Genomic DNA, 12,781 nt, shown 5'->3' with positions numbered 1-12,781 from the left:
AAGGGTATCCTATCCAACGAATCGGCGGGCAAGGTCCCGTAAAGGCTGAAGAAGGATTTCGGTCACCCATGACCGAGGCGTCCACCAAAGACATCGCAGGGCCCGGCAAGCGTCGCCCCGACTTCCTGATCTGGGGAGCGGCGATCTTCCTCGTGCTGGCCGCCGTGTTCGCTGCCGCGCCGGCCCTCAAGGCCGGTCCGGCCACCCTGGCGGGGCTGCTGCTCTTGGGCGGGATCGCCGGCGTGGCGATCCTGGGCCTGGTGGCCATCCGCGCCTCGACCAATCTCCAGGACGAGAGCCTGGAAGGCGCCGAGACCTTCATCGACGCCCTGCCCGAACCCGCCGCCCTGACCGCCGCCGACGGCCGTGTGCTGGCCGCCAACCCCGCCTGGACCGACCTGATCGGCGACGCGCGTCGCCTGCCCAAGGGCGCGGCGGGGGCCGGGCTGTTCACCGCCCTGGTCAAGGCCCAGGGCGGTGAGCGCGCCGAGGGGACCCTGGTCGTCGACGGCCGTGAGCGTCCGGCCCAGGTCTCGCGCCTGCGCGGCGGCCGCCTGCTGGTTCGCCTGCCCATCCTCATCGAAGCCCCTGTCGTCGCCTTGGCCGCCGCTCCGGCCCCGACCCTGGCCGAGACCGCCCCGGCCCCGCGCACCCTGGACGCCTTTTCCGGCGCCTCGCCGTTCGGCGCGGCCCTGCTGGAGGGGCTGGACCCCTTCAACGCCCGCATCCTGGAAGCCAATCCGGCCCTCACCGCCATGGCGGGCCCTGTGCCCACCGGCACGGTGTTCGGCGCCCTGATCGACCCGCCGTCGCGCGCCGAGGCAGACACTCGCCTGGCCGAGGGCAAGGCCGGACCCTTCGAGGTGCGCCTGGCCCGCGACCCGACCCGCATCGCCCACCTCTATCTCTACCGCGCCGAAGGTCGGCTGGTGGCCTATTTGATCGACGTGTCCGAGCAGAAGCAGATGGAACTGCAGCTGGCCCAGGCCCAGAAGATGCAGGCCATCGGCCAGCTGGCCGGCGGCGTGGCCCATGACTTCAACAACCTGCTGACCGCCATCCAGCTGCGCCTCGACGAGCTGCTGCACCGCCACCCGGTCGGCGATCCCTCGTATGAAGGCCTCAACGAGATCCGCCAGACCGGCGTCCGCGCCGCCGACCTGGTGCGCAAGCTGCTGGCCTTCAGCCGCAAGCAGACCGTGCAGCGCGAGGTGCTGGAGCTGGGCGAGCTGATCAGCGAGTTCGAGGTCCTGCTGCGCCGTCTGCTGCGCGAAGACGTCAAGCTGATCACCGACTATGGCCGCGACCTGCCGCAGGTGCGGGCCGACAAGAGCCAGCTCGAGACCGCCGTGATGAACCTGGCCGTCAACGCCCGCGACGCGGTGCGGGCGGCCAAGGGCGGCGGCGTGGTGCGCATCCGCACCGCCCGCCTCACCCAGGACGAGGCCCAGTCCCTGGGCTTCCCCGGGGCCGAGGGCGACCAGGCCTTCATCGAGGTCAGCGACGATGGCCCCGGCATTCCGCCCGAGGTGATGGGCAAGATCTTCGACCCGTTCTTCACCACCAAGCCGGTGGGCGAGGGCACGGGCCTGGGCCTGGCTACGGTCTATGGCATCGTCAAGCAGTCCGACGGCTGGATTCATGTGCACAGCCGGCCGGGCGAGGGCGCGGCCTTCCGCATCTTCCTGCCGGTCTATGTGGCCACCCCCGCCCAGCAGGCCGCCGCTGCGGCCGCCCTGGCCATGGCCGAACCGGCCAAGCCGCGCCCGCCCCGCGACCTGTCGGGCGCCGGCCGCATCCTGTTCGTCGAGGACGAGGACGCCGTGCGCGGCGTCGCCGCCCGCCTGCTGCGCGCCCGGGGCTACGAGGTGCTGGAAGCCTGCGACGGCGAGGAGGCCCTGATCATCGCCGAACAGCACGCCGGCACCATCGACCTGCTGATCAGCGACGTGATCATGCCCGGTATCGACGGCCCCACCCTGCTGAAGAAGGCCCGGATCTTCATCGGCAACGCCCCGGTGATGTTCATCAGCGGCTATGCCGAGGCCGAGTTCAGCGATCTGCTGGAAGGCGAAACGGGCGTCACCTTCCTGCCCAAGCCGATCGACATCAAGACCCTGGCCGAGCGGGTGAAGCAGCAGATGGCGGCGGCTTAGGGCAGGGGCGAAGGCCGACGGGTGAGGGGTGTCTCGGACCTTTCCGGACAAGGCTTCCGACCCCTCATCCGACCCGCTTCGCAGGCCACCTTCTGCCGCAAGGGGAGAAGGAAACTCCGGCGGCAACTCACCCTTCGCTGGCCTTCGAAACGTCTGCTTCTCGGCGAACGCCCGCATCCGCCTCGCCGTTGCGGGCGGACTGTGAAAGGGGCTGGGCGCCATAAACAAACGCTCCGTCCCCCACCCGCTTTGGGGAAGGTGGCCCCAAGAGGTCGGGTGGGGTTTGATGAGGCAGCCGGCGTAGCCCCACCCGTCGGCTTCGTCGCCACCCTCCCCGTAAAGGAGAGGGAAGGAGCGTGAGGAGGTCGGCGCGAGTGACGACGAAGTAACATCGAGCAAAATCAACGCCCTAAACCTTTTCAATCTTTTTGACGCTCACCCCTTTTGGGCGCCCTCATAATGATCTCACCCCATCGCACGGGGAGGGACGTCGGCCGGCGACCTGACGGGCGGTGGGAAGTGGTCGAGCGGGTAGGCTTGGCCGCCGTGTTTCCTTCGGGAGACGCCCCAGGTTGGTCCGGAGCAGGTTCACCCCCGTGGTGACGAAACTCCGGCGCCTGGGGTAGGCGACCCAGCCAGCAGGCATGCGGGGGTTACGCATGCGGTGCGGGACCGGGGCTCGCCGCCCTGGCCCGCCCGTCGGGGGCGCGAGCGAAAGCGTCGGGAGAAGGGCTAAGACCCCTGCCTGCCCGACCGCTCCCGAATAACGGTTCCACGCGAAGCGCTCGTCTTCGTCGAAACGGTAATCACACTGCAAAACCTCCGGGCGGAGCCCGGGCGCTTCGCAACCCTCCCCAAACCAACTCACAGCCAATTGGCGTGGGATCACACCCACTTGCCCCACCTGACCGCTGCGCGGTCTGTCCGCCCCATGGGGGCGGAGCCTCGCGCGATCTGAGCCCCGCCCCCTATGGGGGCGGACAGGCGACGCAGTCGCCAGGTGGGGGCAAGTGGGTGAGCCACAGGAGGAAAACATGTCCGACGACCGCAAGCCCTTGCCGCGTTGCCCCATCGATCGCGCCATCGCGCGGCTCACCGCCGCCCAGGTCCGCCACGCCCAGCTCCAGCGCCTGGCCCGCCTTCAGCGCGAGGTCGCCGTCCTCGGCGATCCGGCCCAGCCCGGCGCCTACGAGACCTTTCGCCAGGGCTCGAACGCCCGGATAGACGAGATCATGAAAAAGCTGGCCGCGCTTGGCGCCTAGAGCATCGCGCGGAAAAGTGGCCACCAGTTTTCCGCAAAAGCGATGCGAGAACAGATGCCTAGCCCCGCCGCAAGAGCACCGTCGGTCCGTCCTTGTAGATCGTCCGCGCCACCTCGACGAACTCCATGCGCCTTGCCAGCTTCAGCGACGGGGCGTTGTCCGGATCGATGATGCAGACCACGGGACCCTCGCCCCACACCGTCTCGCCCCAGGCCAGGCCCGCCGTCACGGCCTCCGACGCCAGGCCCTGCCCATGCGCCCAGAGCGCCAGCACCCAGCCCATCTCGGGAATTCCGTCGATCGACGGCTCCAGCGCCCGGTGAAAGTCGGCGAACCCCACCTCGCCGACATAGCGGCCGGTGGCCGTCTCGCGCACGCCCCAATAGCCGTAGCCCAGCAACGACCACAGGCCGCGGGCCCGCAGCAGGCGCGCCCAGCTCTCCTCCGGCGTCGAGGTGCGGCCGCCGACATGGCGGGTGACCATCGGGTCGCTCCACAGCGCGACGCTGTCCTCGAAGTCGGACCGCTCCGGCGGGGCCAGGGTCAGGCGTGCGGTGGTCAGCACGGGCAGGGACGACATGCGGTCGGGGCCTCCTGTTTGCGACGGTCAGGGCGCAGCCTATACCGGCGTACGGCCCGCCAGCCACATGCAACTCGAGCGCTTGCCCATGACCTCGCCCACCGACGCCATCGCCGCCCGCCGTAAGCTGACCAACAGGCTGATCGCCGGCAAGGACGCGCGTCGCCTGGCGCCGTTCTTCGCGCTGGACATCAAGGTGATCGTCGGCGACGGGTCATTGATCCTGGGTCGCGACGACGTGCTGGCCGCCTTCGCCAGCCAGTTCACCGACCCGGCCTTCGTCGCCTATGTCCGCACCACCGAACGGGTCGTGAGCGACGCCCAGGGCGACCGGGCCGCCGAGCACGGAACCTGGGTCGGCACGACGCGCGGCGTGGCGGATACAAGCGGGACCTATCTGGCGACCTGGCGCAAGATCACCGGCCAGTGGGTGATCGAGAACGAGCTGTTCGTGACCTTGAGCTGACACGGTCCGCCGCATGAAACATGCGCTTGGCCGCAAGATGACGGGAAATTAATGCCGCCGCCGTTGCCGCGCCGGGCAAGGCCCTCTAGGCCTTTGCCCAGCTAGATCCAGGGCAAGGGGACCCACGCCATGCAAAACCGTCGTCAGATGCTGCTGTCCACCGTCGCGGCGGGCTTCGCCGCCAGCGCGCCCAGCCTGGCCCTGGCCGACGCGCCCGCCGCCGCCGCCGCCACCGGCGAGGCGGCCAGGCTGAACGCCCTGTTCGACGCCTTCATGGCCAAGACCCTGCGCCAGTCGCCCGAGACCACCACTGGCCTGGGCATGGACGTCGGCGACCTGGCCTGGACCAAGTCGCTGCTGGCCGACCGCTCGTCCGCCGCCATCGCCGCCGGCGTCGCCCAGACCAGGCAGCAGCTGGCCGACCTGCGCGCCATAGACCGCAAGGCCCTGACCGGCATGGACGGGGTCAATTACGATACCGTCGAGTTCACCCTAGCCGTGCAGGATGAGGGCAACAGCAAGTTCAGCTATGCCGGCGGCGGCTCCGGCGCGCCCTATGTGCTCAGCCAGCTGACCGGCTCCTACCAGTCCTGTCCCGACTTCCTCGACACCCAGCACGCCATCGAGACCAAGGAAGACGCCGACGCCTATCTGTCGCGGTTGGAGGCCTTTGCCCGGCTGATGGACCAGGAGTCAGCCATCGCCGCCCGCGACTTCGCCGACGGCGTGATCCCGCCGGACTTCGTGATCGACAAGGCCCTGATCCAGATGAAGGCCTTCGCCGGCACGCCCGTCGCCGAGGCGCCGCTGGTGCTTTCGGTGGCCCGCCGGACCAAGGCCAAGACCATCCCCGGCGACTGGGCCGGCGAGGCGACCAGGATCTACGAGACCTCGGTGCTGCCCGCCCTCAAGCGCCAGATCGCCCTGCTGGAAAGCGTCCGCCCCAAGGCCACCCATGACGCCGGCGTCTGGCGGCTGAAGAACGGCGACGACTACTACGCCGTGTCGCTGAAGAACTACACGACCTCGAGCATCACACCGGACGAGATTCACCAGCTGGGTCTGGACCTGGTCAAGTCGCTGTCGGCGCAGATCGACGTGCTGTTCAAGAGCCGGGGGATCACCAAGGGCACAGCGGGCGAGAAGATGCGCGCCCTGGCCACCGATCCCGCCCAGATCTACGCCAATACCGACGCGGCCAAGGAACAGCTGATCGCCGACCTCAACGCCAAGGCCAAGTGGATCGACAAGCAGCTGCCGGCCTATTTCGGTGAACTGCCCAAGGCCCCGCTGGAGATCCGCCGCGTGCCCAAGGCCATCGAGGCCGGCGCGCCGGGCGGCTACTACAATTCGCCGTCGCTGGATGGCAAGCGTCCGGGCATCTACTGGATCAATCTGCGCGACACCGCCGAGCAGCCGAAGTATCTGCTCACCACCCTGACCGTCCACGAGGGCGTCCCGGGTCACCACCTGCAGCTGTCGATCTCGAACGAGGCCAAGGGCCTTCCGCTGATCCGCAAGACCATCGGCAATTCCGGCTACACCGAGGGCTGGGCGCTCTATACAGAGCAGCTGGCCGTCGAGATGGGCATCTATAAGGACGACGCCTTCGGCCATATCGGCATGCTGCACGACGCCCTGTTCCGGGCCGTGCGCCTGGTGGTCGACAGTGGCATGCACCACAAGAGGTGGAGCCGCGAACAGGCGGTCAAGTACATGGCCGAGACCATGGGTGACGAGGAGAGCGGCACGATCACCGAGATCGAGCGCTATGTGGTCTGGCCGGGCCAGGCCTGCAGCTACATGATCGGCAAGATCACCTGGCTGAGGGCCCGCGAACGGGCTCGCAAGGCGCTAGGCAAGCGGTTCGACATCCGCCAGTTCCACGACGCGGGCCTGCTGGCCGGCATGACGCCGCTGGTCGTGCTGGACCGCGTGGTGGACGACTACGTAGCCAAGACCAAGGCCGGTAAATAGGGGTTAGCCCCAGCCTTCCGAAATCCCGGCCCGCCGTGCTGCCGGGGTGACGGAGGCCACCTTCAACGCCGGCTGCGGCTTGTCGGCCGGCTTGCCGAACAGCCAGCCCTGGGCGAAATCGACCCCGGCCTTGCGGACGACCTCCTCGACCTCGACGGTCTCGACCATCTCGGCGACGGTGCGGATATTCAGGTCGCGGCACATCTGGACCAGGTGGCGCACCATGGCCCCGTCGCGGCCGCTGCCGGCCAGTTCGCGCACATAGCGGCCGTCGATCTTGACGATGTCCAGGCTCAGTTCCTGCAGATAGGCGAAGGACGAGGCTCCAGCCCCGAAATCGTCCAGGCACACCAGTGAGCCGAGGCCTCGGAGGGCCTGGATATGCTGGTTGGCGCGGGGCAGATCGTCGATGGCGCTGGATTCGGTGATCTCGAAGATCAGGCGACCCTTGGCCTTGTCATGCTTGGCCAGCAGGCGGCCGATGTGATCGACGAAGCCCTCGTTGACGATCGTCCGACCCGAGACATTGACCGCCAGCTTGATGGCGCCCGTTCGGTCGCCGGCCAGACGCTGGACGGCCATCTCGGCGATCGCGTGGTCCAGCTCCTCGATCAGGTCGAGCTCCTCGGCCATGCGGATCAACTGGAACGGGCTGCCGCCGTCCTCGAAGCGCACCAAGGCCTCGTGGTGATGGGCGATCCCCGTCGCCAGGTTGACCACCGGCTGGTAGGCCAAGGTGAACCGCCGCTGGCTGACCGCCACGCCCAGGGCGCCGGCCTTGGCCAGGGTGCGCTTGACCGAGCGGTTCATGGCTTCCGACAGGCTGATCGGGGGGGAGTCCTTCAGCCCCTCGCGCAGGAAATCGTCCAAGGCGTAGCGCAGGGCCTTCAGCCCGCGGGCCGGGGCGACGCCGGCGTCCAGCGGCACGACATGGGCGGTGGCCGTCAGCGTCGTGGACTTGGTCAGGCGTTGGGCCATGTCATCGGGATGGTCGGACTTGGTCCGCACCAGGGCGAAGCGTTCGGACGACAGCCGCGTGGCCATGCCGCCGGCGTGCGACTCGGCCCGCACCGCGCCGGCCAGCTTGACGTCCAGGGCGTGGGCCTCGCGAGGCGACAGCTGGTCGCGGACGACGTCCAGGCCCGAGAAGTCGACCATCGCGAGTTCAAGCTCGAGCCCGGTGACCCGGGCGGCCTCGAACAGGCCCCGGGCGATATCCTCGAAGCTTTCGCGGCTGCGCAGGCCGATCTCGTCGACCTGGCCCGAAGGGGCGGGGGCGGGGGTGACCGAAACCGAAATCCGGCCGCCATTGTCGGGCAGGGCGCGCATGGTCAGATTGACGTGACGCGGCGGCTCGCCGGCCATGCGCAGTGTGACGGGTCCGCGCCGGAAGCCATCGCTCATCACATTGAGCACGGCTTCGACCAGCGGGCGGTCGGCGGCGGTGAAGAGATCCCGGAACACCCGGCCCATCATCGAACGCTCGTCCAGGCCCATGATCCGCTGGGCCGCCCCGAGCGCCAGGATCACCTGGCCATTCTCGACTTCCATCAGCAGGTCGGCGCTGGCGAAGGCCAGGCCCAGTAGACGGCGCGGATCGATCGACAAAACGGTGCTCCCCCCGGGAAGAGAGCACCATGAGCGCCTGCCTGTTAAGGAGCGGTTGAGGCGCGGACGAAAGCTCGACCGCAGGGCGCGAGAAAATGTCGCAGGGCGGCGATTTGCGTCGCGACCTATGTGACCGCTTCTGACGCATATAGCCGATAGACCGTCCTCATCGCTTCCGCGCCACGAGAAAAGAACATCTTGTGAACACGGAACAAAGCATGTACTCGTTAATCATTCCACAGGCGAAGGGCGCGCCGAGCGCGAACCTCCGATCTGCCGGTCGGAATCATGGAATAAGGGCGGATCTCCAATGAGCAATCAGGCGGCTTTGAAACTCGTGGGCAAAGAAGACGGCGACAAACAGCGCGCTCTTGAAGCGGCGCTGGCGCAGATCGACCGGGCGTTCGGCAAGGGCTCGGTGATGAAGCTGGGCGAAAAGGGCAAGATGGAGATCGAGTCGGTGTCCACCGGCTCGCTGGGCCTCGACATCGCTCTGGGCATCGGCGGCCTGCCCAAGGGGCGGGTGATCGAGATCTACGGTCCGGAAAGCTCGGGCAAGACCACTCTGGCCCTGCACGTGGTGGCCGAGGTCCAGAAGGCCGGCGGCACCGCCGCCTTCGTCGACGCCGAGCACGCGCTCGATCCGGGCTACGCCTTCAAGCTGGGGGTCAATCTCGACAACCTGCTGGTCTCGCAGCCCGACAACGGCGAGCAGGCCCTGGAGATCACCGACACCCTGGTGCGCTCCGGCGCCGTAGACGTGGTGGTCATCGACTCGGTCGCGGCCCTGACCCCCAAGGCAGAAATCGAAGGCGAGATGGGCGACAGCCTGCCGGGCCTGCAGGCCCGCCTGATGAGCCAGGCGCTGCGGAAGCTGACCGGCTCGATCAACAAGACCAACACCATCGTCATCTTCATCAACCAGATCCGTCACAAGATCGGGGTGATGTACGGCAGCCCGGAAACCACCACGGGCGGCAACGCCCTGAAGTTCTACGCCTCGGTCCGCCTGGACATCCGTCGTACCGGCTCGGTGAAGAACCGTGACGAGATCGTCGGCAACAACGTCCGGGTCAAGGTGGTCAAGAACAAGGTGGCGCCGCCGTTCCGCGAGGTCGAGTTTGACATCATGTATGGCGAAGGCATTTCCAAGCTGGGCGAGATCATCGACCTGGGCGTCAAGGCCGGGGTGATCGACAAGGCCGGCTCGTGGTTCTCCTATAACAGTCAGCGCATCGGTCAGGGCCGCGACAATGTCCGCGAGTTCCTCAAGGCCAACAAGGATCTGGCCAACGAGATCGAGGCCGCCGTCCGCAAGTCGTCGCAGAAGATCGAGGAAGAGCTTCTGGTCGGCGGCCCGGAGGAGGGCGACGAAGCTTAGGTCCAAGCCCAGCGCCTGACCTGACACAGGTTTCGCGGCCGCCGTTTTCATAGCGCGCGACCCCGCCTTATAGCCGCCGTGGAATACCGCCTCGGCAGGCCGCGATCCCCGGACGCCTGGACCCCATGCCAGGCGTCCGATTTCGTTTCTCCGACAATCCTCTCACTCAGGGGGAGGTGGCCCGCAGGGCCGGAGGGGGTCTACCGCGCTATCCGCCAATTCCCTTCAAGGGGAGGAGCCGCCCGCTTCGGGGGACGGAGGGGGTCTGCTCAGTTGGCCGGTAGGTCTCGCTTCCTAAGAGGAGGTGGCCCGAAGAGCCCCGGCGGCTCCGCCGCCTCGACCACCCAAGTCCTCTCCCCCCCGTGGGGGAGGCGGTCGCGAAGCGACCGGTGTGGGAGTGTGGGGTCGACTGAGTCGGGTGGTGACCTGCGCCGCTCACACCCCCTCCGTCGGCTTTGCCGACACTTCCCCTACGGGGGAGGATCTCAAGCCCCGGCCTGCACCCCAACGACCAACGTGGTTTCCACTCCGCTTGAAACCGCGCTATGCAGCCCCGACCTCCGGTTCGACCGGATCCAGTACGAACACCCGAGACGCCGATGACCAGCCGACCCAACCTGAACGAGATCCGCAGCACCTTTCTGAACTATTTCGGCGCGGCCGATCATGCGATCACGCCCTCGGCGCCGCTGGTGCCGCAGAACGATCCGACGCTGCTGTTCGTCAATGCCGGCATGGTGCCGTTCAAGAACGCCTTCACCGGCGCCGAGGCCCCGCCCTATCCGCGCGCCACCTCGTCGCAGAAGTGCGTCCGGGCCGGCGGCAAGCACAATGATCTCGACAATGTCGGCTACACCGCCCGCCACCACACCTTCTTCGAGATGCTCGGCAATTTCTCGTTCGGCGACTATTTCAAGGAACAGGCGATCACCCACGCCTGGACCTTGTTGACCCGCGAGTTTGGCCTGCCCAAGGATAAGCTGCTGGTCACCGTCTACCACACCGACGACGAGGCCGCCGACCTCTGGAAGAAGATCGCGGGTCTGGATGACAGCCGCATCATCCGCATCGCCACCAACGACAATTTCTGGTCGATGGGCGATACCGGCCCCTGCGGCCCGTGCTCGGAAATCTTCTTCGACCACGGCGACCACATCCCCGGCGGCCCCCCCGGCAGCCCCGATGAGGACGGTGACCGGTTCATCGAAATCTGGAACCTGGTCTTCATGCAGTTCGAGCAGATGGCCGGCGGCGAGCGCCTGTCGCTGCCCAAGCCCTCGATCGACACCGGCATGGGCCTGGAGCGCATCGCCGCCATCCTGCAGGGCGTGCACGACAATTACGACATCGACCTGTTCAGGGCCCTGATCGCCGCCAGCGTCGAGCTGACCGGGGTGAAGGCGCAAGGCGACCAGGCCCCGTCGCACCGGGTGATCGCTGACCATCTGCGCTCGTCCTCGTTCCTGCTGGCCGACGGCGTCACCCCCTCGAACGAAGGCCGCGGCTATGTGCTGCGCCGGATCATGCGCCGGGCCATGCGCCACGCCTATCTGCTGGGCGCGGGCGAGCCCTTGATGCACCGCCTGGCGCCGACCCTGGTGGCGCAGATGGGCCAGGCCTATCCCGAACTGCGCCGCGCTGAGGCCTCTATCGTCGACACCCTGCGCCAGGAAGAGGAGCGTTTCCGCGTCACCCTGGGCCGCGGCATGGGCCTGCTCGACGACGCCACCGCGGGCCTGACGGCCGGCGGCGTGCTGGACGGCGAGACCGCCTTCAAGCTCTACGACACCTACGGCTTCCCGCTCGACCTGACCCAGGACGCCGTGCGCGCCAAGGGCATCACCGTCGACACCGACGGCTTTGACGTGGCCATGGACCGCCAGCGCACGATGGCCCGCGCCAACTGGGCGGGCTCTGGCCAGACCGGGGCGGCCGCCGCCTGGTTCGGCGTCAAGGAACGCGCCGGCCCGACCCAGTTCACCGGCTATGACCACACCGAGACCACGGGCGTTGTGAAGGCGATCCTGATCGACGGCGCGGAAACCGACGCCGCCACGGCGGGCACGACCGTCGAGGTCCTGCTCGACCGCACCGGCTTCTACGCCGAGAGCGGCGGCCAGGCCGGCGACACCGGCGTGATCGAGGCGAACGGCGTCGAGAGCCGGGTGCTCGACACCCAGAAACAGGCCGGCGAGCTGTATGTGCACCGCGTCGAACTGGCCGGCCCGCTAAAGGTCGGCGATCAGGTCGTCGCTTCGGCGGACGCCGGCAAACGCGCCACCACCCGCGCCAACCACTCGGCCGCCCACCTGGTGCATGCCGCCCTGCACCATGTTCTGGGCCCGCACGTGGCTCAAAAGGGCCAAATGGTCGATGGCGACCGCATGCGCTTCGACTTCAGCCACGGCGGCCCGCTGACCGCCGACGAGATCGAGCGCATCGAGGCCGAGGTCAATGAGGTGATCCGCCAGAACGCGCCCGCCGAGACCAAGGAAATGGCGCCCCAGGAGGCCATCGAGGCCGGCGCCATCGCGCTGTTTGGCGAGAAATACGGCGACAGCGTCCGCGTCCTGACCCTGGGCAAGTCGCTGACCGAGGACGGCAAGGCCTATTCGGTCGAGCTGTGCGGCGGCACCCACGTGGCCCGCACCGGCGACATCGCCCTGTTCAAGATCGTCTCCGAGCAGGGGGTCGCGGCCGGCGTCCGGCGCATCGAGGCCCTGACCGGCGAGGCGGCCCGCCGCTTTCTGCTTGACCAGGCTGGCGTCGCCAAGGCCTTGGCCGACCAGTTCAAGGCTCCGGTCGCCGAGGTCGCCGCCCGGGTCGACGCCCTGATCGCCGACCGCAAGCGCCTGGAGCGCGAATTGGCCGACGCCAAGAAGCAGCTCGCCCTGGGCGGTGGTTCGGGCCCGGCTTCGGGTCCAGAGGACGTCGCGGGGACGGCCCTGATCGCTCGTGTCCTGGACGGCGTGGGCGGCAAGGAACTGCGCGGCGTGGCCGAGGAGTTCAAGAAACAGCTGACGTCCGGCGTCGTGGCCCTGGTGGGCACGAGTGATGGCAAGGCCGCCGTGACGGTCGCCGTCACCGCCAACCTAACGAGCCGGTTCAGCGCCGCCGAGCTTGCCAAGGCGGCCGTTCTGGCCATGGGCGGCCAAGGCGCGGGCGGCAAGGCCGACTTCGCCCAAGGCGGCGCGCCCGACGCGACCAAGGCCCAGGCGGGCCTGGACGCCATCAAGGCGGCGCTGGCAGGCTAGAGCATTTTTCGAGCGAAGAGGTTGCGGTTCGCGTGAAGAAAAATGCGTCAAAACAAGAGATTAGAGCTCACGGCCTGACGCAGTCAGGTCGGGAAAT

General features: G+C 68.1%; 8 protein-coding genes. 6 read left to right on the top strand and 2 right to left on the bottom strand.

All coding sequences use genetic code 11. The features are described from left to right. The first annotated feature begins 68 nt into the window (after positions 1-68). Together cckA and ACP696_RS17675 are read left to right on the top strand one after the other, a co-directional pair. Positions 69-2,156: a cell cycle histidine kinase CckA gene (gene cckA / locus ACP696_RS17680; RefSeq protein ID WP_426013981.1), complete on the top strand. Its 2,088-nt coding sequence runs from the start codon at positions 69-71 to the stop codon at positions 2,154-2,156. Positions 2,157-3,190: 1,034 nt separating this feature from the next. Beyond that, complete coding sequence (locus ACP696_RS17675) at positions 3,191-3,418, top strand: hypothetical protein (protein WP_426013979.1); 228 nt, start codon at positions 3,191-3,193, stop codon at positions 3,416-3,418. A gap of 58 nt (positions 3,419-3,476) precedes the next feature. Here ACP696_RS17675 and ACP696_RS17670 read toward each other — a convergent pair whose 3' ends face one another. Continuing rightward, entirely contained in the window at positions 3,477-3,998 is a 522-nt protein-coding gene (locus ACP696_RS17670) for a GNAT family N-acetyltransferase (RefSeq protein ID WP_426013977.1), read from the bottom strand. 88 nt (positions 3,999-4,086) lie between these two features. Here ACP696_RS17670 and ACP696_RS17665 point away from each other — a divergent pair, with 88 nt between their 5' ends. Together ACP696_RS17665 and ACP696_RS17660 are read left to right on the top strand one after the other, a co-directional pair. Then, a complete protein-coding gene (locus tag ACP696_RS17665; RefSeq protein WP_426013975.1) occupies positions 4,087-4,464 on the top strand; it encodes a YybH family protein in 378 nt (125 codons plus the stop codon). 129 nt (positions 4,465-4,593) lie between these two features. Continuing rightward, on the top strand, positions 4,594-6,441 hold the full coding sequence (locus ACP696_RS17660; RefSeq protein ID WP_426013973.1) for a DUF885 domain-containing protein: 1,848 nt from the start codon (positions 4,594-4,596) through the stop codon (positions 6,439-6,441). A gap of 3 nt (positions 6,442-6,444) precedes the next feature. Here ACP696_RS17660 and ACP696_RS17655 read toward each other — a convergent pair whose 3' ends face one another. Then, positions 6,445-8,049 (bottom strand): EAL domain-containing protein, encoded by a 1,605-nt coding sequence (locus ACP696_RS17655; protein ID WP_426032222.1) that lies wholly within the window; start codon positions 8,047-8,049, stop codon positions 6,445-6,447. 310 nt (positions 8,050-8,359) lie between these two features. Here ACP696_RS17655 and recA point away from each other — a divergent pair, with 310 nt between their 5' ends. Together recA and alaS are read left to right on the top strand one after the other, a co-directional pair. Beyond that, the gene (gene recA, locus ACP696_RS17650) at positions 8,360-9,430 is read left to right on the top strand and encodes a recombinase RecA (RefSeq protein WP_426044107.1); all 1,071 of its coding nucleotides are present in this window, start codon (positions 8,360-8,362) and stop codon (positions 9,428-9,430) included. Positions 9,431-10,029: 599 nt separating this feature from the next. Then, entirely contained in the window at positions 10,030-12,684 is a 2,655-nt protein-coding gene (gene alaS, locus ACP696_RS17645) for an alanine--tRNA ligase (RefSeq protein ID WP_426044106.1), read from the top strand. Positions 12,685-12,781: the final 97 nt, after the last annotated feature.

Source organism: Caulobacter sp. DWR3-1-2, assembly GCF_049896225.1.
Classification (GTDB): Bacteria; Pseudomonadota; Alphaproteobacteria; order Caulobacterales; family Caulobacteraceae; genus Caulobacter.
Note: the sequence above shows the minus strand (reverse complement) of the source record. Positions and strands in the feature narration are given on the sequence as shown.

Coding starts and splice junctions, on each gene's coding strand:
- cckA (WP_426013981.1), top strand. CDS start 69: ATGACCGAGGCGTCCACCAAAGACATCGCAGGGCCCGGCAAGCGTCGC.
- ACP696_RS17675 (WP_426013979.1), top strand. CDS start 3,191: ATGTCCGACGACCGCAAGCCCTTGCCGCGTTGCCCCATCGATCGCGCC.
- ACP696_RS17670 (WP_426013977.1), bottom strand. CDS start 3,998: ATGTCGTCCCTGCCCGTGCTGACCACCGCACGCCTGACCCTGGCCCCG.
- ACP696_RS17665 (WP_426013975.1), top strand. CDS start 4,087: ATGACCTCGCCCACCGACGCCATCGCCGCCCGCCGTAAGCTGACCAAC.
- ACP696_RS17660 (WP_426013973.1), top strand. CDS start 4,594: ATGCAAAACCGTCGTCAGATGCTGCTGTCCACCGTCGCGGCGGGCTTC.
- recA (WP_426044107.1), top strand. CDS start 8,360: ATGAGCAATCAGGCGGCTTTGAAACTCGTGGGCAAAGAAGACGGCGAC.
- alaS (WP_426044106.1), top strand. CDS start 10,030: ATGACCAGCCGACCCAACCTGAACGAGATCCGCAGCACCTTTCTGAAC.